At 62.3% G+C, this 25098-nt stretch carries 12 protein-coding genes; all 12 read left to right on the forward strand.

Features of this window, described 5'->3' with window-relative positions; all coding sequences use genetic code 11:
* The first annotated feature begins 140 nt into the window (after nt 1-140).
* The gene (locus tag AB0366_RS22250) at nt 141-752 is read left to right on the forward strand and encodes a hypothetical protein (protein WP_032373201.1); all 612 of its coding nucleotides are present in this window, start codon (nt 141-143) and stop codon (nt 750-752) included.
* 110 nt (nt 753-862) lie between these two features.
* Entirely contained in the window at nt 863-1807 is a 945-nt protein-coding gene (locus AB0366_RS22255; RefSeq protein WP_366245849.1) for a hypothetical protein, read from the forward strand.
* 89 nt (nt 1808-1896) lie between these two features.
* Nucleotides 1897-2469, forward strand: a complete 573-nt coding sequence (locus tag AB0366_RS22260; RefSeq protein WP_032373200.1) for a LysM peptidoglycan-binding domain-containing protein — start codon at nt 1897-1899, stop codon at nt 2467-2469.
* 301 nt (nt 2470-2770) lie between these two features.
* Complete coding sequence (locus AB0366_RS22265) at nt 2771-4579, forward strand: hypothetical protein (protein WP_366245850.1); 1809 nt, start codon at nt 2771-2773, stop codon at nt 4577-4579.
* Between the two features lie 310 nt (nt 4580-4889).
* On the forward strand, nt 4890-6419 hold the full coding sequence (locus tag AB0366_RS22270; RefSeq protein ID WP_052061382.1) for a hypothetical protein: 1530 nt from the start codon (nt 4890-4892) through the stop codon (nt 6417-6419).
* A gap of 93 nt (nt 6420-6512) precedes the next feature.
* Nucleotides 6513-6977 (forward strand): hypothetical protein, encoded by a 465-nt coding sequence (locus AB0366_RS22275; protein WP_366245851.1) that lies wholly within the window; start codon nt 6513-6515, stop codon nt 6975-6977.
* 153 nt (nt 6978-7130) lie between these two features.
* Entirely contained in the window at nt 7131-8903 is a 1773-nt protein-coding gene (locus AB0366_RS22280) for an AAA family ATPase (RefSeq protein ID WP_230593401.1), read from the forward strand.
* A gap of 340 nt (nt 8904-9243) precedes the next feature.
* Nucleotides 9244-11607: a hypothetical protein gene (locus AB0366_RS22285; protein ID WP_366245853.1), complete on the forward strand. Its 2364-nt coding sequence runs from the start codon at nt 9244-9246 to the stop codon at nt 11605-11607.
* A 95-nt stretch (nt 11608-11702) separates the two neighbouring features.
* Nucleotides 11703-15941 carry a type IV secretory system conjugative DNA transfer family protein gene (locus tag AB0366_RS22290; RefSeq protein ID WP_032373195.1) on the forward strand — a complete coding sequence of 1413 codons (4239 nt, stop codon included), beginning with the start codon at nt 11703-11705 and terminating at the stop codon, nt 15939-15941.
* A 276-nt stretch (nt 15942-16217) separates the two neighbouring features.
* Nucleotides 16218-21956: a hypothetical protein gene (locus AB0366_RS22295; protein WP_366245855.1), complete on the forward strand. Its 5739-nt coding sequence runs from the start codon at nt 16218-16220 to the stop codon at nt 21954-21956.
* A gap of 475 nt (nt 21957-22431) precedes the next feature.
* A complete protein-coding gene (locus tag AB0366_RS22300; protein ID WP_155288610.1) occupies nt 22432-24597 on the forward strand; it encodes a hypothetical protein in 2166 nt (721 codons plus the stop codon).
* Between the two features lie 84 nt (nt 24598-24681).
* Nucleotides 24682-24975: a hypothetical protein gene (locus AB0366_RS22305; RefSeq protein WP_366245856.1), complete on the forward strand. Its 294-nt coding sequence runs from the start codon at nt 24682-24684 to the stop codon at nt 24973-24975.
* Nucleotides 24976-25098 lie beyond the last annotated feature (123 nt).

Genomic DNA, 25098 nt, shown 5'->3' on the forward strand with positions numbered 1-25098 from the left:
CTCTCGCAACGCTGCTCCGAGCCATGGACCGATAAAGTTTATCGGACTATGCTATTAGTATAGAGCAGCCTAAACCGAGAGGGATCGCCCGCGGCACCTCTGTCCGGGTGACAAGTCTCGACATCGAGGGGACATCAGACATGGCATATCTGCGAGGCGGTTCCACCAAGAGCGTGGTTTTGGTCGGGAAGCTGTACGACAACGCAGCGTTCGAGGGCAAGCCCAAGGACGACGGCACGGCGACCAAGAGCGGTCAGTTCGTCGATTTCGAGATCGCGCGCTTCGTCGACGCGAACGACAAGAAGGTCAACGACAACCAACCACCCCAGTTTCAACCCAGCCTGCGCAATACCAAGTCGAAGACTCGCGAGAACACCTTCGACAGGGGCGTGGCGTACAACCAGGACGAGTTGGCGAGTTTCCTCGCGGCGGCCGGACCGAACGTCGAAAACATCCTCAACCACAACACGGGCGCGCAGGTCGGCAAACTTATTGTGCTGCAGGCCGACTTGTTGCCGAGCAAGGCCAACGACGGTCAGTCGTACCTTCGTGTCAACCACAAGAGCGCCGTACCGATCAGCGGAATCGAACTCCCGGAGAACGTCCGTGAGGCCCAGTTCGAGGGGATCCAGAACGACATCGCCGGTCTGCAGGCCGAGAAGAAGGCCAAAGACGATGCATCCAAGGCCCCCGAGACCGAAGCAGCCGTGAGCGCACCGGCGGCCGAAAAAGACGCCGTTCCGAGCTTCTGATTCGTCTACATCTCCCGACAACGGGCACGACACAGGCGCGGTGAGGGCAATCCCACCGCGCCTGTGTCGTTGATTCCGAAGATTTCACAGAACGAAAGCGAGGAACACCGATGGCACCAGCAGCAGTCGCTCTACCGCTGATCGGCAAGGGGGTGGCGGCAGGCGTGGCCAGTTTCGGGGCAAGCAAGGTCCTCGGAAAGATGTTCGGCGACGACGAAGACGAGACTCCGACACCCGCCGCGCCGGCACCCGCTCCCTACGGGCAGCAGTACGAAGGACCGAACCCGTACCAGCAGGGATCACCGGCAGGGCAGATGAGCCCTGCCGGTCTGCAGCAGCCCGCGGCAGCAGGTATGGCGGGGGCGGGCGGAGCGATGATCACAGCCGCGTCGCCCGTCACTGCGCCTGCCACCGGAACGCCCGGTACCGAAACCCGAGAGCAGGAAGACGGGTTCCTCGAATCCGCAGGCAAGGTCCTTCTGGCCGCAGGTGCCGGTGGCATCGCGGGCTTCGCGCTCAAGAACAAGGAAGCTCAGGAGGACGGTCTCGAAGGTGGAGCGAAATTCGCCGAGATCGCCAAGGGCGTTCTCGCCGGAGCCGGATCCGGCGCGTTCACCAAGATGGGGTACGACGCGATCCAGGAGGAAGGCGGTGGATTGAAGGCCGGTCTGAATGGCGGTATTGCCGGAATGCTGGCCTCGACACTCAAGGACGGCGGGCCCGGATTGGGAGCGAGTTTCGCAACGGCGTTCGGTGCTGGCGCGGTGAGCAATCTGGCCCACGACAAGCTCGAAGAGCACGGCAGCAGCAAACTCGCCGACGCGGTCGCAGGTGGCGGTGTGGCCACCGGTTTGGGATATATCGGCCTCGGCGACGGCAAGGCCGCAGGTCTGCTCGGACTTGGTGGTGCCGGCGTGGGCACCGCACTGGGCGCGCTCGGCGATTCCGGAGGCATGTCCGGCATGGTCACGGAGGACGGCCCCTTGGACAAGTTGAAGGATCTCATCGGAAACGATGCTGAGCCGCAGAAGAATTCAGAACAACAGCTCGACTGAACGACTCTCGACAGATGCGGGTGGCGCACTGACACCCGCCCGCAAAGCCCGACACACAATCACAAGGTCACTGACACAAGGAGAATGACATGGGACTTCCCAATCCGATCACCGCGGTCGGCACAGGACTGGAAAATATCGGCAAAGGCTTCGGCGGTGCCGTGACCTCGAGCAACGATTGGCTCGAAGATCGCGCCAAGGATGTCGTGCGCGGCGATACCTTCGGCATCCAACGCCGCGAAAGCGATGAGCTGCGTAGAACTTTCGACGAAAAGCTGGGCGAGAGCAATTCAACGCTCGCAGATCTGCGTGAGCAGATCGAGAAGACCGGGCTCACCGGCAAGACCGGAGGGGCGGAGATGACCAATGCCGCCACGTCGTCCGTACACGGGGAGACCTCGTCCACCGGTGCATTGGCAAAGAGCCTCGACGCCTCGTACACGGTCGCCGATGGCGACACACTGTCGGGGATCGCCGAGGGCAAAGGCAAAAGCGTGGAGGAGCTGCTGGGGCTCAATCCCGAACTGGGCGATGGAAACCTCATCCATGCGGGACAGGAGATCAAACTCGACGGCCTTGTGGCCCAGGAGTCCCCGGCAGCGCAGCCCGAGCCTGCACCGGCTCCCGCTGCCCCTGCTCACGAGGTCGGCTTCCAGACGTAGCACTGGCGTACGGCGTGTGGCCGTAGTACCGACTCACTCAACACCCCAGCGGGGCGAACCGCTGGGGTGTTGTGCGTTGTTGTACGACACACCAGTGGTGACGTCACAGGCCTGTCATGACGGGGGTCGAGACCTCATTAGTTCCACCCTTAGGAAGTCCCTGAATAACGCGCTAGACTATCCAAAAGGCACGAATTGCCGCGTCACAGGGCCTGTTTGCAGGTTCTGAATAAACTGTGGGGACTATCATGCGAGACATTTCAGAACAGGATCTGCGGTCGTGAACAGTGACAGTTCCGGGTTGCCGAGCGACATCGGCACCGACCAGACCGCACGTCTTGGCGAACCTGTGGCGTCGAACTCCAATCGTTGGGGACGGGCCGGGGAAGAGACACCTGGAGGCGTTGCGATCCTGGAAGACGGGTCGATCAATACCGAGCGGTTCTCGGAGGGGCCAGACACCGAACTGGAAGTTTCATGGTGGAACAAGCGGATGCTGTGGCAGGTGCGGCGTGAACCAACCGGACATCGTGTCGTGGTTGCTCGTGTGGTGGAGAACATCTGGCGTATCCACATCATGGTCGCAGGAGCGATCACCGTGCTCGCCGTGTTCGGCATGGTGATCATCGGAGGCCTGCCGCTGCTCTACGCTGCTGTGCTCGGTGTCGTGATGGCTTTGATCGGCTACGGGGCGCTGGCGTGGGAACGTCGCGCCGGCGACGAGAATGCCGGGATCGAGGAGATCATCGAGATGGACTCGGTGATGTGGGTCGGGGTGAGAAACAAGGTTCGCTCGGAGTACATCGCGTTCACCGAGGAAGGTCAAAAGCGCAGTTACAAGGAGGCGGTTGCTCACGCACGCACTCTGTACGAACGCAAATACGCCGACCCAGCGACTGGCAAGGTCGGCAAGACCTACGCCGCCGGCGGCAAAGTCCTTCCGGTGAAGAAGTTCGTGGTGCCGAAGCAGATCACCGACGAATTCCTTGACAAGAGAACGCGTCTCGGACCTGACACGGTCGTAGACAAGATCAAGGGTCATTTGGTGCCCGCCCGTTTGGAGGGACACCGGAGGACCTTGCTGACGAGATACCGGCGCGAGCCCAAGCTCGTCGAAGCCATGGGGCGCGGCGTCCTGCGTTGCGAGTGCGCTGCGTGCGTGGTGCAGGCCGAACTGGGCATTGTTCCCGAATTGTCGGGGGCCGAGGCATCGCGGCGTCGAGCCGCGGCGGCGGCGGCGGCGAAGCAGGCCGATGCTCGCCCTGCCGATCCGGCCACGCGATTGGAGCAGCTACGTCAGGCGGCCGGACTTCTGCGCGGGACGGATCGTCAGAGCCCCGAGCCTGGAGTGAGCGCGGACGTCGCCAGGGCGCGCGAGGCGCTGGCGAAGACGGAAGAGACTTCTCGTAGACGCGAGCAGGATGAAGCCGCGCAGGAAGAGAAAGGGCTCGAGCGCGAGCGACGGGACGCTTCGCGCGCTCGAGTATCAGGGCGGGCCAAGGAGACCACGGGGCAGAACGAGGGTGGAATCGCCGACCGTCCGATCAAAAAGAAGAAGGGCAAGGCCGCAGTCCTCACGGTGGCGGGGGTGGTCAGCGTGATCGTTGTGGCACTGGTGGCGGCCATCATGCTGTCAGGCCAGCCGGATGAGACAGAGGTACCGACGATCTTGTTGCCCGAATCGTCAAGGCCCTCAGCTGCTCCGACTACGACACAACCGTCCCCGTCGACACCGGCGGCACTACCGACAAACGGCGAGGTGGTCGGCGTTGCGGTTCCGGCCGGGCCCGAGGACCCCGGTAGCCAGAAGGGCGGCGCAGCGGTGATCGCTGCATACGACTACGCCTACTACGTCAAGCGCTCCGGCACGGAGGCTGTCGCGATGTATGCGCCAGGCGCTCGCCCCGACGCTGGATTGGCACAGAACGCGATCGACGCCAACCCCGAAGGGACGCGCTATCAGCTCGCAATCACCCCGGTCGTCGTCGGCAAGGAATACGACGTCGTGTTGAAGGTCATGTGGCCGGGCCTACCGGAGACAGAAGCCCGCCAAAAATTCTTCACGACATATTCGGATGGAAAGTACTTTCTTTTGCGCCAAGCCTCCTGAAGGCCCTCGGAGCTGCGGCGATACGGTTTCCGACGTAACTCTCCAGAAGCATATAAAGTTTGTCCTTATGCTATTCTCGACCTCGGGTCTGGGTGCGCAACCGCGTACCGAAACGTAGTGGTATTGCCGGGGTTGGTTGATCTCGGCGTTCAGCGGGAGGAAACAGAAGATGAACGAAGCCGGAAACTCCGAGGCGCGGCCGAACCGCCACGCTCGGCGAGCTGCTGGCCAACGGGGGATGCACCGATTGAGTGCACCGCCTCGTCGAACCACTCTTGGTCTGGTCGGATTCGGAACGGCGTTAGCTGTCATGGCTGGCGGCGCAGGCACCGCCGGTGCAGACCCAATGTTCAACCCGGTTCCGCCGAGCGCGAGCAACCCGATGCCAGGAACCTCGAACCCCACGCCGCCGCCCACTGCTGATGTTGGTCCGGGAGCGATCGCGGATCCGCCGAGTGAGTCCGGATGGCGTCCGAACCCGTACTCGAACAACAAGCCCACCTATGTTCCGATCCAGAACTGGGCACCGGCACCCCAGCCCACATTCATTGGACCGGTTCAACTTCCGCCTCCGCCGCCCATGATCATGCCCGAACCCGGCATGGTGCGAGTCGGTAAGTACCAAGAGGTCAAGCCTCCGTGGATGACCATGGCCGAGATGAATTCGATCAACCGCTGGGCGGCCTACACCGAGTCTCGAGTGGCACAGTTCTGGCTCAGTCAGGGCTTCTCCGCAGAAGAGGCGGATCGCCGGGCCGCGTCGATGACCGTCGGTGGAATCATCGGCGGAGGAGTCGGCGGCGCTGCAGGCTTCGCTGTCGGCGTGGTCCCTGGAGCGCTTGTCGGGGCAGGCGTCGGCGCTCTCGGCGGCCTGGCAGCAGGTGCGGGCACCGCGGCTGCATTGGGTCTTCCGCTCAACGCGTTGTTCCCGGTAGCGGGTACAGGTCTTTACGGCTCGTTCATTGGCGTCGGCGCTCTCGCGGGAGCCGGAATCGGCACCGCAGTAGGAGCATTGGCGGGCGGTGTAGCAGGTGGTCTTCTCGTCGGAGTTCCCGCTGCAGCTGCGGGTGTGGGCCTGGGTTCGTTGTTCGGCGGCGGAGACCCGAATGTCCCGATCGATCAGCCTTGGACCTATCGCGACGGGCAGGGTGTCATCACGCCCAAGGCAAACGCCCTCGAATTCGATTGGGATGCAACGAAGTCGAATATGCTTCCGGGCGGCTGGGTTCTGCCGGAAGAGGCACACGTCAATGTCCAGATCAAGGACGACAACACCTACGTTCTCAAGCTCGGCGAAGAGCGGTGGCTCGGCGCAACCGAGGAACAGCGTGACCAGTTCTTCTACGGCGAGATGGACAAGACGCTGCCGGGTGCCGGCGACGTGGTCAAGGACTTCCTCGAAAACGAGAACGGGCCGGTCCAGAACGGCCTTCGAGCGGTGTTCGGTCAAATTGCCGGGGGTGACCCCGCGACCGCGCAGTACAACCCCGATGGCGACATTGCAGATCAGTCGGTGCGTGCCGAACGGACTCCATATCCGACCAGCTCGACACCCGATCCCTGGGATGAGCCGAACCGCGAGGGCGTGGACCAGCAGAACGAGATCAACCGAGTTGGCGAGCCGCTGCCGGGGCTCGGCGTAGCGCCGACAGTCGTTGCGGCACAGTCGACTCCCGAGATCGCCACCGTACCGGCATCGAAGGCCGTGAGCGCACCGGTTTCCGTGCTGCCACAGCCGGCACAGGCGGCACTGGACACGGCCCCCGAGCCCGTCCGTCAGGCAGTCAACGATGCACAGGCTGCACTCGGCGATCTGATTCCGGGAATCCTCGGCGCCTGAGTACCAACCCCGCACCAGCAGGACAGCCCCGCAGCGCGATCGCTGCGGGGCTGTCCTGCTTCGACAGGGCGAACACGAGAAAGACGAGATGACATGACCGCACGTACTGCCGAACGCACACAGTTCCTGTCGAGCCTTCTGAGCTGTGCAATCGAGAGCGGCCTTGATAAGTGGGCGGAGGTTCACGAGTACCGATGCGGTGGTCTCGATACAACAACCGGACCTACGGCCACGATCCACGAGACGGTGTCGGACTGGTCGAACATGGCGGCGCGCGGAAGAGGTTCGGGCCGTGGGACTGTCGCACGGTACGAGGTCGGTCACGAGCTCGACATCGACATCGTGGCCAGGGGTATTCGTCTCATCGCATCGGGCAGGGTGAAGTACACCAACCCTGAATACCCGGCGGATCGCGACACTGAGGCGGTTCGGGGCCATGCACGTTTGCGTTGTCAGAACAGCTCCAATGGAGCGGATTGCGAGTTCGGAGGCTATGACGCCGCCGATGCCGACGCGATCGTGCAAGCAGGGCTGTTCGATGAACTGAAGTACAGGTGAACCGAGTCGTCAACGCTGCTCGTGAGAACCGAATCCAATTATTGCCGGAGATTCTCTGAAGGAGTATCTAGCCTGTTCAGAGCCGGTGTTAGGGTGACCGATAAGTAATTGGGTCCATATACTCCGAAGAAAAGAGAGACGATGGTCGAGGCTATGACTTCGAGCAGAGTGATCGACCCGGGGGCGTATCCGTTGCTGGCGAAATACACTGCGGCTCTGCTACCGCCGGTCGGCCGAATCATCGGCCGTGAGGACGAGCGTCAACAGGTGCTGGCTTCGCTCAGCCGCCCTCGGCTGTCCAACATCCTGCTGCTGGCTCCGGCCGGCGCGGGAAAGACAGTCCTGGTCCAGGACACGATGCTCCACGACCCGGATCGGATCTATCTCGAAGTCGATTTGGCACGAATGAACGGTGGAGTGGGTCTTGCCGATCACATGGCCGGAGAGATCAAAGGACTCTTCGACGAGGCGGAAGCCTACGTTATGGCCGAGAGTCGGGAGCTGGTTCTCTTCATCGACGAGTTTCACCAGATCGTGCAGATGTCTCCCGCAGCCGTAGAAGCACTCAAACCTGTACTCGCAGCATCGGGTTCGCGAGGGTTGAAGATCATCGCAGCGACGACGTTCGAGGAGTGGATCGAGCACATACGGCCGAACAAACCACTCGACGAACGCCTGCAGCGCGTCAATCTGACACCGGCCAGTCGGGACATGACGATCGAAATCCTGCGCAGTTTCGCGGAAGAAGCGGGAGTGTCCGCCCAGTTCGCTCGCAACGACGGGCTCTTCGGAGAGATCCACGACGTCACCAACAGATACATTCCGTCCTCGGTGCAGCCACGTAAGGCGATCGGCATTCTCGACGGCATGATCGGGTGGCATAGGCAGACCCGTGCACCGATGTCCCTGGCGTTGATGTCGAAGGTCCTTCGTCAGTCGACCGGCGTGAACCTCGAGTTCGCGATCGACGGATCGTCGATCAAGGCCGGCCTGGACGAGAAGGTATATGCCCAGGACCTGGCGACAACGATCGTGTCGGACCAGTTGCAGCTGGTTGTGGCGGGACTGCACGACCGCAAACGGCCGAAGGGGCGATTCCTCTTGACGGGCAGCACTGGTGTCGGGAAGACCGAATTGACCAAGCAGCTGGTGGATCTATTGTTCGCAGACGACCTCAACCGGCTCATCCGGTTCGACATGTCCGAATTCGCGCTGGACTCATCGATGGACCTGTTTCGGTCCGAATTGACCAAGAAGGTCGTGTCGATGGGTGACGCGGTGATTTTGCTCGATGAGATCGAGAAGGCATCCCGCATGGTGCTGCGACTGATGTTGCAGGTTCTCGACGACGGACGGCTCAGTGACGATTCCGGTCGGCAGGTGAGCTTCTTGGACTGCTACATCGTTCTGACGACAAATGCCGGCAGCGAAGTGTTCAACACGATCAGTGACTACGCCTCCGACGACACGGGTTCGGGCGAGGGTCTTCAGGACTACATGAAGGCCATCGAAAACTCGATACGCAGTGCGAACGACTTCCCGCCGGAGCTGCTCGGACGTTTGGACCGGATCGTCCCGTTCCAACCGCTGTCGGACGCCACCAAACGAAAGATTCTGCAGCGCGGCCTGGACGAACTGCAGAGGGACGTGTGGAACAAGCATGACGTGAAGCTCGGCATCCATCCTCGGGTGATCGAGTATCTGGCTATCGACGTGGGGGAGGCATCCGCGGACGCCGGAGGTGCGCGCGAATCGATGCGGGCCTTGCAGGGGCAGATCAAGGTCGAGGTGGCGAAATACATCAACGCTCATCCGAAGGACAAGATCCTGTTGCTCGAGATCCACGGTGAGATGCGGGCCGAGAACCTCGAACTCCGTAAGTCCAAGGCACGCCCCAGGGTTCGGGCCGATCAGCGAGGCCGGTGACCGGCGCGGATCACGAACCTAACAGAGAATTAGTGTCGGATCTTCCGACATATCAGTGTAATATTTCAGCAGGTGCTCGATAGGGCCGTTCGCAGGTGTCAGCAGGGTCCGGGTCGACCCTTCACACGGAGATCAGAGGTTTTCAATGGATGACGAAATCGACTTTTTCAGTGACGTCCGCATCGACGAACCAGAGGAAGCGACAGGGGCGGAGTCCGACGCGAGTGCAAGCCGTGGCATCAAATCCACGGTCGGACGCGTGGTCGGAGGGGCACGACTGCGGCTCTCGCGAGGTGACGGGACTGGCGATCTCCTCTCCTCGGACGCCCGGCTGGCCTCGGTGGTCAACGAATCGACGCCGGGTGCAGCACTTGAGTTGCTGCGCCTCAACACAGCTTTCGCGTTTCCGGACCTCAATGCCTATGTCCTGCTTGTGCTTCCCACGGTCGGCGAGTTCGGTGGCCTCAGCCGTAGGAGCAAGGACGAAGCTCGCGGCACGATCATCAACCTGATTGCAGCCGACAATATCCATGCAGTCGTCACCGCGGAACTGCTCGCCGACGATGCACTCGGCATCGTGCCGGATGCGCAGTCGCTGGCACGCATGGACGAGATCGCCCTTCTCACAGAGGCGCGTTACCTGTATGCCGTCGCGTGCGAGGACGTGGACACAGGTGAAGTCAAAGTGTTCGTGGTACCACCGATCTCGGAGGAAACCGCGGTCAGCGGCCAGCTCTACGCGCAGGTCGTAGAGATCGCGGAGGGCCGACTCGACCTCTCGTCAGTGCTCGACAAGACGCTCATCGCCTCGATGCTGACGATCTATCGATCGGCTGAAAGCACTGCGTCTGGAGCCGGAGCGCTGAACAAGGCCGAAGAGATAAACATGGAGTACCTGGCCGGCGCGTTCCAGCAGGGGCGGTATCCGACAGCATCGGAATTGGTGGACAACCTTGCCCGCGAATTCGCCGAACTGGCCGCATACTCGGACGGTCCGAGTGTGGGCGGCAGACACAGTGCGGTTGCTGAGGAGTCGACTGCAACAACCACGGACGAGGACGACAACACGGAGACCGTCGGCGTCGAGGACTTCACCGACTTCGAGATGGGTGAGGACAATGCTGCTGCCGATCTGGTCGACTTCGAGCATGAACTCCACGAAGTCGAGTTCGACAGCGATTCCGCCGATGACGACGCTGTCAGTGTTGACACGGCACCAGATTTCGCGGAATCGGTGGTCGGCGATGAACCCCTGTGGTCGGAACCCGACTTCGCTGACGTACCCCCGAGCGGAAATGTTGACCCCGACCGTTTGACGCAAGCGGTAATCAAGGCGACCGAGGGGCAGATCGATTCTCTGCGTACCGATCTCACGGGTTTGCTTGCAGAGATGCAGAAGACGATTGCTCCCGCACGGCGTTCCACCGAGGGTGGCGTTCCGATAGCCGATGGCGTGGACCGATCAGCGTCGATTGCTGTCGAGCCGGGTGCCGAGTTCACGTATGACCAGGCACTGGAAGCGGCCGGTCGCGAATACAGAGACGACGATCTTGGGCTGGTGGTGGATCCACAGCCATTCAAGGAACGACTGGTTTCGCCGGTCCCACAAGTTCCGGTTCCCAAGGGTTCTCACACCCCATGGTTGGGCGAGCAAGCGGAGACGATGGCCGCAGTGTTCAACGAGCAGCTGCGCAAGCTGCACGTTGACAACGAGCGCCTGCTTTACCGGCAATTCATGCACCTGGCCGACCTTGCGGCCAAGGAGATCAGCTGGGAGTTCGATCCGCAGCGCAATCCCGGTTCCCGTTGGGGCAAAGTGCATTCGGCGATCCAATCGGATCGGGAAAAGATCGCAGAGCGTGCCGCGCCGGCAAAGATGCGAGCAGAAGATGCGGTGCGGGCGATGTGGGAGGGACGAGCGGAGTTGTTCGTCTCCGACGCCGCCGCTCGCGCTCGGCAGGAGTACGAACACCGCAACGGCGCTCATATCGAGGCCGACGTCCGCAAGGCCGGCGAGCAAGTGCTCGCGGATCTCGAAGCGATGGGCATGATGAATCTGGCTGAACTCAACGAGAGTAGAAGCGCTGCAGCCCGTTTGATGATGGACGAGAAGCTCTCCGACATCCTGCATTCGCTTGAGAGCAAAGCCCTCGAACAGCAGGCCAATGAGGCAGTGGCGTTCGAGGCTGCGCTCACCGCGGTGACGTCTTACGTCGAGGACCACCGCAAGGACGACCTTCTCCAGTCGGACGTGGCTGCGCGCAAGCTCGAAACCGACGCGCGGTACGCGCAACTGATGTCCGAGGCGCAGGCCCAGATCGCCGCCGCACGAACCGAGGCGGACACCCGGATCGAGATGATGCGGGTCGAGATGGTGCAGCAGAGCGCCGCTCACCAGCGCGGCCTCGAGCTCAAAACCAGCAACTTCGACCTGGAGATGAGTAATCAGAACCAGCGGGAGCAACACCTGCAGCGCCGTCTCGACCAGAGTCTGGCCGATCGCGACAGCGAACTGCAGGAGGTGGCGAGCATGGCCAACGCGCGCGTGGAGATGGCCGAGAGGGCGCGGGACGAGGCCATCGCCGACAAGGAGACCATGCGCGAGCGCGATTCGCGCATGAACACCGCAGCACTGGTGCTCATCGTTCTGGGGGCGATCGTTCTGGTCAGCCTGGGCATCTTGGCCGGGGCATTTTTGATCTGACCGCCCACCGGACGGGAACGCAGACGAGCCCGTCCGGTCCTCGTGTCACGCGACGAGCTGAACCAGCGGCACTAAGAAGAAACGGAAACTGGCATATGAACGCCAAGAGCAGGCCGGGACGTAACTCGGACATCGACACCGCGCCGTCGAAGAAATACAAGGCGTCCAAGGGTAGTGGCAAGCTCGGTCCCAAGGCCTCGTCCTGGGATCGGATCCGCAACCGGAGCACCAAGGACACCATCGCGAACCGCGACGTGCACGGCGCACAGCAGCTCGAACGCGGTGAGATCGGACGTGTTCGTGGCGAAGGTCTGCCCAAGACGGCCGCCATCGTCATCGGGATCCTCGCTGCCATCCTTGCCTGGTCCGTGTGGGGTCTGGCAGGGGTGCTCACGGGCACCGTGAGCAACCTGACCGACAGAGGGAGCTCGCAGTTCGAGGCAGAACTCAAGCAGGCCAAGGAGCTCGGCGTTCAGCCGTACTTCCGAGTACAGCAGCGCGGTCAGGACAGCGCGGTGGAGAAGACGTGCTATCTGCTTCTCGACCCGAACGGACAGCCTGTCGACAACGACTGCAATTCAGCGTTGGACGAGATCGAGCGCCCACAATGGCACGTAGATGCAACCCAGGCCGCCCGTGAGAGTGCCGGGGCACCGACACCACAGGTAGAGAAGAGCGACGCCTCAGTGGCCTCATGGCTCGGCGGCGGGCACGTGAGTCTGATTCGGCTACTGGCGACTCTCCTGGCAGGGCTTGCTGCCTGGAGCGGCACGAAGGTGTGGCTGCTCCGCAAGCTCGATGCGCAGAATCTGATGTACGAGACCTCTGACATCAACCAGTACGACGACGACCAGCACATCGCTGTGCCCGAAGAAGTGATCAGGCAGTACGGGATCTTCCCTGATGTCGGGGCACACTCCTTCAGCGCACCGTCGTCTCTTCTCGGTCACGCGATGCTGTCGAGCAGAGGGGCGAAGAAAGTCCGGCTGCTGCAGCGATACGAGTCCGACGTAATCGACGAGAACGGAGAAACGCTGCACTACAAGGGTGAGGTGATCCGCGACGAGAACGGTCACGCACTCTTCGATCAGGTGCCGATTCTTGATGAAGCGTTCGCGCACAAGCTGTTCGACGCCTCGGACCTCCCCGCAGACAAGTCGCTGCGCAAGTTCTTCAATCCACAGAACATCCCGTACAACCCGGGTGGTGTGAATCGGGACAAGCAGGGCAGTCAGGCCACCATCGCCAAGCGCATCGACGAGGACTGGGTCTTCCCCGAGTACGAACCACAGCGGCCGGCCGGAGTCTATTTCGTGGACGAAGCGCCTGTGAACACGATGGTGCTGGCGATGACCCGAGCCGGTAAGGGACAGACCTACATCGAGCCGATGCTGGACATGTGGCAGCGCGAACGGCGACCCAACAACATGGTGATCAACGACCCGAAGGGTGAGTTGCTGGTCAAGAACTATGTGCGAGCTAGTGTTCGGGGTTTCCAAGTCGTTCAGTTCAACTTGATCAACGCACTCAAGACCGACATCTACAATCCCCTGGGCATGGCCGCCGAAGCCGCCCGCGAGGGCAACAGCACGGCCTGCGCCCTGTACGTGGAGAACATCGCAGAAGTCTTCTTTCCTGTCGACAACGCTGACGATCCTGTGTGGCCGAACGCCGCAAACAATGCGTTCAAGCGAACCGCGTACGGCATGATCGATTTCTACCTCGAGGAAGAGCGGCAGATGCGCAAGCAGGCCGCTGCCGAGGGGTGGGACCTGAAGGTGCTCGAGACCAAGCTCGATGAGAGCTGGGGCAAGGTCACTCTCTACAACTGCTATCAGCTGTTCGTCCAGCTTTCGGCCAAGAAGCTCAAGGACCCGATCACCAGGCTCAATGCCGAGGTGACTGCCGGCGCATTCGGAGACCTCGAGAACGATCTCGATGCCCAGGCAGCCTTCAACGAGGCCAACGAGCGTGCGAAAGAGCTCATGCCGATGTGGAACGGCGAGCAGGAGGTCGACATGCTGACCCTGTTCTTCAACGCCACGGACAAGCTGCCGGTCAACTCGATGCGGACTCTGGTGGGCAACTCGGACAAAGCACTTCGCGCAATGGGCGGTGCCGAGAAGATGCTTGCTTCGGTGTATGGCATCGCGATCACCGCTATGTCGTTTTTCGTCGACCCGACGATCTCCACACTGACCTCTGGGACGCTGAGCCAGAACATCGACCTGGGGGGAATGAGCTTCCCTCGCCGCTTCGGCGTCCGTTTCGATCAAAATTACGTGCGCCGGTACAACCTCATCGGTATGCAGGCAAAGTGGGATTCGTTCACCGACGCGAATTTCGAGGAGCCACTCGGAAAGGACTACGAGCACGAGGACACCGTCAGTCGAGAGGGTTGGGCACGGGCGTTCTTCGAGGGCATCTACCCGAACGACATTGCATACCTGCGTCTGCGCTTGCTCAACACCGAGTCGGGCACTCTGGTCAAGACGTTCTACTTCCGGTTCACCAAGAGCTATCAGACCGACCTCAAGGGCCGGATCTACATCAAGGATCCGGTGCTGGAGACGAAGATCGTCAAGAACGGTCTGCTGGCGGAGATGGTGCCGGCGGCCGAGTCCAAGATGGTCGTTGGCTCGACGACGTTCGAGCAGGAAGTGCTCAACATCGACCAGCTCACCCTCGATCAGATCAACTCCGGCGACAACGACCTGATCAAGAAGGTCAGGGGCCGTCGCCACGCGGTGCTCAGCACTCAGGTCCACTACTCGGAGAAGCCGAAGGCAGTCTTCCTGGTGACACCGCCACACTTGATGAAGTACGCGAAACTGATCCTGATCCTGCTCAAGCAGCTGGTTGACCTCAATTTCGACAAGTCGTACATGACGAAGTCGACCCAGAAGCCGTTGTACAAGACGCGCTACATGCTCGACGAGCTGGGCAACCTGCAATCCGAGGGACACGGCATCGCCGGGTTCGAGACCATGCTCTCTATCGGCCTCGGCCAGGAGCAGCAGTTCACACTGATCCTGCAGACGTTGCAACAGCTCCGTGATGTGTATGGCGAGTCCGTGGACAAGATCGTGCAGGGCAATGCGGCGAATCTGGTGTTCCTCAAGTCCACGGATGATTCGATGCTCGACACGCTGCAGAAGATGAGCGGTACCCGGCACCAGGTGTACCGAGATTCCAAGTCGGTCACCAAGAACGCAGAGAAGGTCGCGTTCAAGACAGCGGGCACGGTGACGTACAACATGACGGCCAAAGAGATTCCGGTCATCAGCTACAACGATCTGGCATTTCTACCGCCACGAAACTCGATTGTCTTCTCGGCTGGCGCTCCGCCGATCTGGAATCGCAACGAGACGATCCTGCCGATGAGTTTTGCCTTGTTCGGCAACACGATTGCGCAACCTGGCAAGGACTATTCGTTGCAGACCATCCCGACGCTGAGTTCAGCGCGGGACTTCGACGTGCGGCTGAACCAGCCGAACTTCTTCCAGATGGTCGAGAAGCGCATGGCACAGGCCGCAGTGGCACCTGCGGCAGAAGATCTGTACCGCAATGCCTACGGGTACAGCGATTTCGACATGACACGTCTGGATCCCGATGTATCGAGCAACGAGGTTATGGACATCAATGACGTGATCCTCGGTCGCAAGTTGTACGAGAAGGCGCGCGAGAGGAAGGCCGCAACCGACGTCTCGGCGGAAGCCGCGGAACTGGCGGCGATCTTCGGTGAAATGGAGCCACCGGCACCGCCAGTGGAGGATGCAGTGTTCGGCTTCGCAGAGCAGGAGGCGATGTTCGAGGCTGCGGCCGAAGCGACAGTCAGGGCTGCTACCGACGACGTGGAACTCGAACAAGAGCTGATCAGGCTCGAAGCGGACCGTACTGCGAGTGCACAGAAAATCTACGCGGAGGGATGGGTCAGCAAAGACATGCTGATCGACCCGATCGGAGGCCGGGTGTACGAAGCGCTCGACAAGGAGTTGGCCGCAGCGTACGCGGAATGCTGGCGCGACTTCGATCGCGACGAGCTCTTCGCGCTCATGGGAGACAACTTGGTGCTCCGGAGTACCGGTGCACCGATGATCACTGCGCGCAGCGAGTCAGCAGCGATGCGTGATGCTGCACGCGCGGCTGCAGACGAGGGCTCACGAGTTCACATGGAGCAGGAGCCGGACCCCGACTCGATGGCGGCTCTGTCCGCGTACCGGATTCACCCTGAGTTCAAGAAGGTGCTCTCGGAGCAGTCCTCGTGGCGAGGGATCGCCGACGGGCACTTCGAGGCGGAGATGGCGAAGCAGATGAGTATCTCCGAGAATTAACTCGGAGTATTTTCTCGACAAAGGCCGGGGCGGCGAGAACGCCCCGGCCTTCCGCATGTCACGGGGGTGTATCGGTAGTTGTGGAGAATCCGCCGACTTGGTCGTATGTACTACTATAAGAATAGATCCGGTCGAACTGGCTCGTTCGACACACTTCATGAGACGGGGTTCTCCGTGGACGTCAAGGCTCGCGGCATTGGTCGCTACTTAAACGAATACACTTTCCACAGAGCTATCTCGGAGTATCCGAAGTGGCGCACGGCGCGGGGCGAGCAGGTGCCTGCGCTCCGGGCGAGCCAGGGTCGCGAAGCACGCCGTCGACTGGACGTAGCACTCGAACGCAGGGGTGCCACCATCGACAGGCTCGGCGAGGGTGGCCCCTCCGTCTTGATGGAGTCGATCGACGAAGCACTCGGTTCTATGTTCGAGGAGTACACCCCGCTGTTCCCGGACGCCGAGAGAGGCGCGGACCAAGTCAGCTACGCCAAGATCAAGGCGAGCTTCGGTACTTTCATCGGTGCCGGCGGCCAGACTCCAGCAGGTGGGGTGCGGCTCCCCGTGAGCCCATTCGATCCGCGCTGGAGCCGACGCGAGACGGTTCTCGGCCATGGCACACACCTCCTGTCCATCTCCGACGATGACGTACGCAGCGAGATCGGAGATGCAGCAACGGGTTTCGATCGGCTCGATCGTCTCGGACCGCTGGGGGCATTCATGCTGCAGACGCTGGAGTCGGACCCCGAACGCGGTGAACCCCGCCAGGTAGGGGCCGCGATTACCGAGGCCGACGTGACCGGCCTGAGTGCGCTACGTCCGTACATGAGCGCGGCCGAGTACCGCGACCTCGCTCCGTGGGTGCTGGCCGGGGCACGAGAGAAGGGTCCGATGGGCCCAGCGGCACTGGAGCGTTCGCTCGCGATTCTCGATCACTTGGGCGAGTCGGGTACGAGCTACCGAATGGTCAAAGACCGGAACCCCGGCCAGATCGCAGCGTCGATCGTGGGGAGCAAAGCATCGGTGCGAATCGCTGATGTGGCGGCGAACGACGTGTGGGTCGGTCGTGTGTACGACGACGGCATTGCGACCTACTACTCCGACAAGAAGGGGAAGGGTGCAGCAATTCACGCGGCCTCTCCTGAAGAGGCCGTGTCGCTGCTGCGGTTCGCTCTCGGAGAGCAGGTACAGCGACTCGACGGGCAGGGGACCATCGGTGTCGTCGGGCCACGTGACCGGTCGGCACCCCGTCAGCGACAGAACAGCTATCACGTCGGATCGAAGAACGAGTCGATGCTCGAAACACGACAGGGTCTGTGGATACGACGAGATGCGAAGGTAGTCAGCCAGCGCACGACGTGGTTCGAGAGCCCCGAAGCCGCCGAGGAATATCTTCGTGACGCGGTTGCGTCGGCCGCCGAGGGCGTCAGCGCGGCCATCGACGTGGAAGGCCTGATCTCCGAGGCAAGAGCGAACGCCGGGAATCCGGACTACGTGCCGGACTTCTCCGGTGCGCCGGAAGATGTTGTCGCACTGGCACAGGACTACTGGCGACTGTTGACCGATCCCGACTCGGGCGTACTACTACTCGACCCGGGCGCGACGGCCGCGGACTATGCGCAGGCTGTCGCCGACGGTGACGATGCGGCTGCCGCCGCGGTCAGCTCGGCCATGGATGCAGGGCCGCATCCGCAGGACAAGGTGCGTGCTCATGCAGAGCTAGTCGCGACGTCGATGGTCGGTAGCTACGAGATCGGTGACGACGGAAAGCGATTCGATCCGGTACGGGTCGCACAGTTCATGGCAACCGAACACAACATGTGGCGCAACAACGACGACATCGTCGAAGCCTGCGCCAAGGCCGGGATTCCAGCGGAGCAGCTGCGCGGCGACGGCTACTACAACAAGATGGTCGCCGACAACCTCATCAAATTCGACGCGGAGACCGCGGTCGACGTCGAGGAACATCCATCGGCACTGATGCGTGCGATGGGTGCGCGAGTGAAGGCAGCAATCGAGCGCGGTGCCGCCGAGGTGACCAGCGTGCAGGTTGACGACAACGGGATCATGGTGTGGCAGGCCGAGCGACGAGTCGGAGAGGACGACAACCGTTCGATCGGTGCAACCGGCGAAGAGGTCAACCGCAAGAAGCGGTACGTCACAGGCACCATCGGTCAGATCTTCGATCGCGGAGCCAACAACGAGGTCGTCACGAAGTTCGCCGGCGGCGACAACTTCCTGTTCATGCCCGGATTCGAGGCGTCCGTGGTCTCGCAGAAGCCGGGAGAGAACCTGAGCCTAGAACAGCGCACGCGAGTCAAAGGCTACGAGCAGGTGCTCGGTGAAACGATCGAAGCGACCATCGCCAAGGACATCGCGAATCCGCGCAGTGAGGTCGGCCGTGCAACGTCTCTGAACTCGACGATCCGTCGACTTGCGACGAACCGTCACCAGGTCGACTTCTTCGAGCGCTCAGCCGAAGAAGGGCTGTCCGAGCAGTGGCGCGACGCGATTCTGTCCACCGAGGCGCGGCGCGTGCGGTACCCCACCGAGCTGGCCAAGGGCTCGAACGCACTCAAGCACCGTCAGGCGCAGAACGATCCGAAGTTCGACGAGCTCAACGACAACGGGCGTGATCCGCTGATCCTGACGGGCATGAGGAACATGAGTGTCCTCGATCGTGACGCGGGATCCGGAATCTTCGATCCGATGATGACCGGTATGGCCGAGAACCAGGGCGTCGTGCGCTATCTGACTCCCGGTGCCACCATCACCGCGGACGGGTCTCTGCTTCCCAGTCCGACGCCGGAGGCTCGAGTACCGATCGCGGCGCACGAGGGCGCATGGGCGATGGGGTTCGATCCCCACGATCGACAGAACATGACCTTCTCCAACGTCATGCAGGCCTCTGCGGTCGTCGAAGGTGCGAAGACGGCGATGGCGCAGATCGGCGGTTGGAACTTCGAGGACGGCATTGTCGTGTCGCAGGACTTCGCCAGGGAGCATCTGATCCGAGACACCACCGGACAGATGAGGCCTCTGACCATCGGCGACAAGCTCAGCGACTTCCACGGCAACAAGGGCGTGATCAGCCTGATCGTAGATCGCGAGATGGACCTGCAGACGTCCGCGGAGCTCGGACTGACGGAGCAGGTCGAGATGTTCCGGGCCAATCCGGACCTCGACGTCGTCATGAGCCCGTTCTCACCGATCAGCCGTTTCAACGGCGGCACCGCACGCGAGTTGATGCAGTCGCCTGCGGATCTGTTCGTTCGCGATGAGCAGGGCGAGATGACCGCGATCCCCGCAGCGATGGGCGAGCTGAACCTGATCGTCACCCACATGGCGGTCGACGCGAAGACGAACGTGTACGACGCCGAAGCGATGGCTCAGGGCAAGGGCCGCAAAGCGTCCTCACAGCTGGCATGGGCGTTGCAGAGCCAGGGCGCGTACGAGGTAATGCGGCAGTTCTACGGGGACAACACTTCCGGCCTCGCCAATGTCCGCGAGTACATGTTGGTGTTGGGTCTCGACGTCGAGCCGGACGGATCACTCAGGTCCGAGCCGACTCCGCAGGCGCTTGCCGAGCGCAAAGTGTTCGAGATCCCGGCCCCGATCAGATTCGCCCGCAGCAAGTCGTTGCCCGAGGATCAGCTACCGCGCATCAACAACGCGGCGATGGGTGAGGCCTTCGGTGAAGCGATCAGCCGTAGTGGCGGTCTGATGGAGCTACCGTTCGCACTCAAGCTCGCCAGTGGCGGTGCCACCCAAGTCTCGCCGGTGAACGCCGGCCGGTGGGTGTTGCCGGTGCTGAGTTCACGGCTGCGCAGCGAGCAGGACATGGTGGACGGCACGGTCAGTCGGCACGACCACACCAAGCTGTACATGTCGATTTCGGAAAGCGCGACGGCCTACCTCGAGGCGGAACGTCTGCGTGACGAGGCACTCGCCAAAGGCGACACCACCGGAGCTGCACGCCAGAGCGAGGAGATGGGAGCACGCCAGGCCGACGCCCAGCGTTCCTACAACTCGATCTCGGCTGACGTCATCTCTCGCCGTGTCGAATCCAAGAAGAACATGTTCAAGGAATCGATCATGTCCAATCGGCTCTCGCACTCGGCGACGGCGGTGTGGACCGGAGATCCGCGGCTCGAGGTGGATCAGGTCGCGATGAACTCGGCGATGGCTGTCGAGCTCGGAGTTCCGATGATGACCCGGGAGGATGCAGCCGAGACAGGAGTCGAGTACACCCCCGGAACGCCGCGTGACGATGGCTACGTGCTCGTGTGGCGCGATCCAGTTCTACGCGACGGCGGTGTCCGGTACCTGCGGGTGAGCATCGACGACTCGCTCACCGGTGTCGCGGTCAACCCCGTGTCGGTCAAGTCGATGGACGGCGACTTCGACGGTGACTCCGTCGGCCTGGTCGGAAATCTGAGTCCGTACGCGCACTTCGAAGCGCTCGACAAGCTGACGGTCGAAGCCAACCTGCTGGACAAGGGTGCCCGAACCACGATCGGTGTGTGGGAGCGCGACGATCAGGGTCTGATGAGGCGCACGGGCGAGCGTGAGGTCTACCCGCTGAGCTTGCACACCTCGCTCGATGTCGAAGTTGCTTGCTACGAGAACGTCGAGCGCAGAGCCGATCTGGAAGGTTTGATCGGCGAGGCCAACGACAACGAGCAGGCCCGTCGTGACGGTCGAATGAGCGCCGAAGAATTCTGCGACGCCAATCGTGCCGTGATGGCCGCTCTCAGCGAGTCGGTTTACGGAGAAGGCATGGCGGACACCAAGAACCGGGTTGTGCTGCGATTCGGTGACCTCGGTGACCACCTGGAATCGGTGAAGGGTTGCTACGAGCGCGGCGGTAAGGGCAGCGTCTCGAAACTGCGCGAGTATGCCCAGTATCTCGGTACCGATCTCGACATCGCGGACGACGGGACCATCGCACGTTGCGCCGATGTCGGTATTCCCGATCCGAAGGTATTCGATGAGAAGTATCGAGGCTCGCAGGCTGCGACCGCGTTCAAGTCGCAGATCACGGGGATCGCGGGTTCGATCAGCCAGAGCGCGATCCAGCTTGCGAGGGCACAGGGACTGGTCACTGCGGCGTGCGAAATAAGTTATCCCGCAACCCAATCCGTTCTGCAGGCCAAACACGACCCTGTCGACGCGGCATATCGCGCGGACATCATCAGCGGTGCTGCCAAGGATCTGTGGCGTGGCAACAAGATGAGGGCGACACCGGACGAGAACGGGCGACACCGCTGGGAGGTTCTCCGTGACGAACGGGGCCAGCCCTTACAGGCGACGTCGAAGCAGTGGACCGAGCAGTTCATGAGCATGTATGCCGACAAGGCCGGTATGGGTGTGTCCATCGTGCGTGAGCACGTGGAGGCGATGGCTGCGGCACTCAGCGATACGACGGGAACGATGTTCCGCACGGACCGCCAGTCGTGGGAGGACTGGCCTGACGACGCCAGACCACTGACTCTGGATGCGCTCGCATACGGCGGCAAGTTCGACGATCTGCTCGAAGCAGCGCAGGCCCGCGGCAAACTGTTCGAGGGTGTGAACGCGTCGTTCGCGCCGACCACAGTGCTCGACAACATCGAGCTCGATGCCCAGCTGCAGGCTGCCGGCGTCGAACGATCGGATTCGGTGGAGTACGCGGCCATCGGACGAGCCGACACGTACCTCGAACACCGCCCGAAGCTGCTGCGTTCGGAGTGGACCGCTCGGACACGCAGTGCAGCCATGGGTCACTCGTCACGACCGGATCCGTTCCTGAAGCAGAGCGCGAAGGATGCTCGCGCAACACGGCCGGGCATCGACCCAGCTGCCCCCGCAGTGGGGTCGGTGACCACACACACGGCAGTCACGAAGCCCGTGGTCCCGGCCGGTGGCAACACGAAGGACGGACGTTCTGCGACACCGTGGAACAAGCTCGCGGCCGAGGCTGACGCGATCGCAGCAGGATCGGCGGCCCGCAGGATGGAACACGAAGGAATGGGAGCGTAACGGCGTGGCAGTCGATTTCAGCGCCGAACCGAGCCCCGAAGGGCTGGAGCTCGCAGCCCGATTGCGACGGGAAAGGCGGCAACGGGACAAGGCCGCTGAGGACAGACTTGCAGCAGCAGAGGAACAGGCACTGCTGGACGAGGGGCGGGTCAGCGAAATACCCTCCGCTTCCCGAGTGGCAACGGAGTCAGACACCGAGGACGACGACGTCGATCGGGATAGGCCGGATGAGCCGCGGAGGCCCACGCCGTCGGTCCCCAACGAACGGATCGTGGAACCGGTGGCCGGGCCATCCATTCAAGCTCGGCTCGACGAGTTGGCGGCGGTCTCACATGCCATGTCGCGCAAGCGAACCGCTGACAGACAGCGCTGACCGAGGGCAAATCAGGCACGCGAGTACAGATCAGGCGAACACGAACTCAGAAAGAGCGACACCGGGCGCACGGGTGTCCCTGCGAGAAATGGGGAAGCAACGATGACCGCACCGATAGGCTCGCCGAGCCCGATACCGAGACAAGCGCCGGAGCCGACTCCGGCAGCGCAGCCAGGGCTCAAGAAGCGCCAACCACGCGGAATCGAAAAGGCTCGGGCGGAAGCGGAACCCGCCCGAGAGCCGGCGTTGGCAGAGGAAGAGCCGATCGACGGTGTCGACCTCGCGGACCAGGTCTTCGCGGACGTCATTCCCGGACCTCCTGCCCCGAATACCCAGCCAGCCACCGACGAATCGAAAGCAGCCGTCGCGCGAGAAGCTACGGCCAGACGTCAGGCAGTGACGAAAGGCTTGCGAGACGAGGCGGTCAGGAACCGGCTCTTTTCTGGAGAGAACGCCAAGCGCAGCCCGAAGGAGAAGGCCGGCCTACTAAGCGAGCGGCACGACCAGTACACGCAACTGATGGCACTGAACTGCATCAAACCCATGGCGCAGGGGATAGATGCGAGCACATTGACGGAGGCAGTGTCGACCGCCGCTGTGATGTGGGCCCTGAGCCCCCGCTTCCGTGAGCTGATGGCCGACTACAACACCAAGATCAACGACGCACTACGTGTGACTCGATCGAAGAATCTCGACAACAACACGCGGGTTCCACTGGGGAGCAGCCGGGAGACGGTCGAGGCGGCGCAAACGACGGCGCAGCGCGAAGACAAGGCGATGCTCGATCAAGTCGCGGCAGTACTGAAAGGCGCGGAGTCGGTACCGTTCTCCACCGAAGCCGCCGCGATGTCCTTGCTGCAGATCCACGAAGACGCCTACGTCGCGATGCGCGAAGGCGAAGATCCCGACGCGGTCACGGCGAGCCTGAAGGAGACGGTCGACGAGCTCAACGACATTTGGAAGTCGCAGAAGCTCGACCCACAGTTGGTCACCGCGACCGCGCGCACCCTGGCAGGGCGGACCGACGGGGTGGAAGATCTGCGCCTGGCGCAGTTCGTCGAGACTGCTGGCGGCAGCGTCCGCCCGAGTCAGCAGAGCGTGGTTACCGGGAGTGGAGGCGCTGCGGTCGCTTCGTGGGGCGGGCAGTGGTCGATGGCCGCAGGCAAGCTCCTCGACAGTGCCAGGTCGCGCATGTTCGAGGTGCGCAGAGTCGCCGATGCACGGAGCCACCAGGATTCGCTGAGCACGTTGGTCTTTCAGGATCTAGCTCTGGCATCGAAAGCAGGTCCGGCCGAGCTACGCAAAGCGGTGATCGGGCACCTGGCGTCGTGGGAACTGCGGGACTACAACCTCGATCCCAGCGGAATCGGTGGTGCATCGAGGGACAGGTCTGTTGCCTGCGCACAGCGCAGCCGAGTTGCGTACGCAGCGATGGCCGACGACGGCATCGACGAAGGAATTCGCCAGACGGTCGCCTCCAATGCACTGATGAACGGGATGAAAGCCTTCGAGACAGCCGAACCCGAGGCGGTTGCTCTCATGTCGAAGCAGTTCGGGGACAGTCACAGTGAGGCTGTGGCTGAATTGGTGGCGCGGGGGAGGGAGCGAGGCAAACACGTCCCTGTGCGCCCCCTGATCTTCGAGCCGGTCAATCGCGAGCACGCAGCAAAGATGGTCGGGCAGCCTGCAGCGCCGTCGGAACAAGCACGCGAGTTGGGTACCGAGGCCCCTCGACCCAGTGCGCTGGCTCCGTGGGGTCCACGGGCACATCCCGATGTTCTGGCGGCAGAGCGGACGAATCGTCAAGGAAGCGAGGCTCTCGCCCCACGACGTGTCGTCAACGTTGCACGGCCGCAATCGGTTCGGCGCGGAGTCGACAGACGAGAGCCGCTGGACCGAACTAGTGTGGCGACACCCGGGCGGAGTGTCGGTACAGAAAGGCAGGATCAAGCTCCGACACGATCGGAGTCCCCGGGAACGCCGATACCGGAGCACCCTCGTCAGGGGCGGACGAGTGAACCAATCCGAGCCGAGCCCACTGTGGGCCGCCACGCCCGCCGCGACGAGGCCAGCGCCGGGGTTCGAGCGCCGGCATGGACCCCGCCAACATCGAGCGCCCCGCGGTCACCGTGGGAGCCCGGCCCTGATGTCGCAGGTGTAGGGAAAGGTCTTCGGCCACAGCCGGAAAAGCGTGCGACACCACACGCTCTCGGGGGAAATGCTGCAAAGGCAACCAACCGAGAGATGGGGCCTGAGCCGACTACCTGACCGCCAAAGCGACGTAAACCAAGACCAAGAAGCTGATGTCCGAAACAGAAGAACGAGGGGAACACAATGGGAATCTTGAGCAACATGGTCTCTGAGGGAATGGGCACACCCAAGACCGAAGCCGAATCCGCCAGGCAGCAGCGCGCGGCCGCGGCGACAAAGCTCGGCGGGGACGGTATCGAGCGGGCGCTCGCGATGAAAGAGCGCACTCTGTCTCAGCTCGAAGCCGCCGGTGTTCGGGACACAAGCCGTGATGCGCAGAAGCGTGACGAAGAGGAGGCCGGCTCGGCATCTCCGCGAGCGCAGGTGACCTACAGCATGGACCTGACGGGCAACCTCGCGAGGCAGCATGCACGGGACAACGGCTACGAACTCTGACGACGTGAAATACAGCCTATCGATCGCGAGACAAAAGACCCGCGCAGCCTATCGGCTGCGCGGGTTCGATGTTTGTCGAGAAATATAGTCTGCGTCCGTCGGGCCAGGTACAGGCCCTGATTT

Source organism: Rhodococcus sp. NPDC076796 (genome assembly GCF_040702765.1).
Lineage (GTDB): Bacteria > Actinomycetota > Actinomycetes > Mycobacteriales > Mycobacteriaceae > Rhodococcoides.

What these genes read in the sequence shown, in the direction of transcription:
- AB0366_RS22275 (WP_366245851.1), top strand. Translation starts at nt 6,513, where the DNA reads ATGACCGCACGTACTGCCGAACGCACACAGTTCCTGTCGAGCCTTCTG.
- AB0366_RS22280 (WP_230593401.1), top strand. Translation starts at nt 7,131, where the DNA reads ATGACTTCGAGCAGAGTGATCGACCCGGGGGCGTATCCGTTGCTGGCG.
- AB0366_RS22300 (WP_155288610.1), top strand. Translation starts at nt 22,432, where the DNA reads ATGACCGCACCGATAGGCTCGCCGAGCCCGATACCGAGACAAGCGCCG.
- AB0366_RS22260 (WP_032373200.1), top strand. Translation starts at nt 1,897, where the DNA reads ATGGGACTTCCCAATCCGATCACCGCGGTCGGCACAGGACTGGAAAAT.
- AB0366_RS22270 (WP_052061382.1), top strand. Translation starts at nt 4,890, where the DNA reads ATGGCTGGCGGCGCAGGCACCGCCGGTGCAGACCCAATGTTCAACCCG.
- AB0366_RS22255 (WP_366245849.1), top strand. Translation starts at nt 863, where the DNA reads ATGGCACCAGCAGCAGTCGCTCTACCGCTGATCGGCAAGGGGGTGGCG.
- AB0366_RS22250 (WP_032373201.1), top strand. Translation starts at nt 141, where the DNA reads ATGGCATATCTGCGAGGCGGTTCCACCAAGAGCGTGGTTTTGGTCGGG.
- AB0366_RS22290 (WP_032373195.1), top strand. Translation starts at nt 11,703, where the DNA reads ATGAACGCCAAGAGCAGGCCGGGACGTAACTCGGACATCGACACCGCG.
- AB0366_RS22305 (WP_366245856.1), top strand. Translation starts at nt 24,682, where the DNA reads ATGGTCTCTGAGGGAATGGGCACACCCAAGACCGAAGCCGAATCCGCC.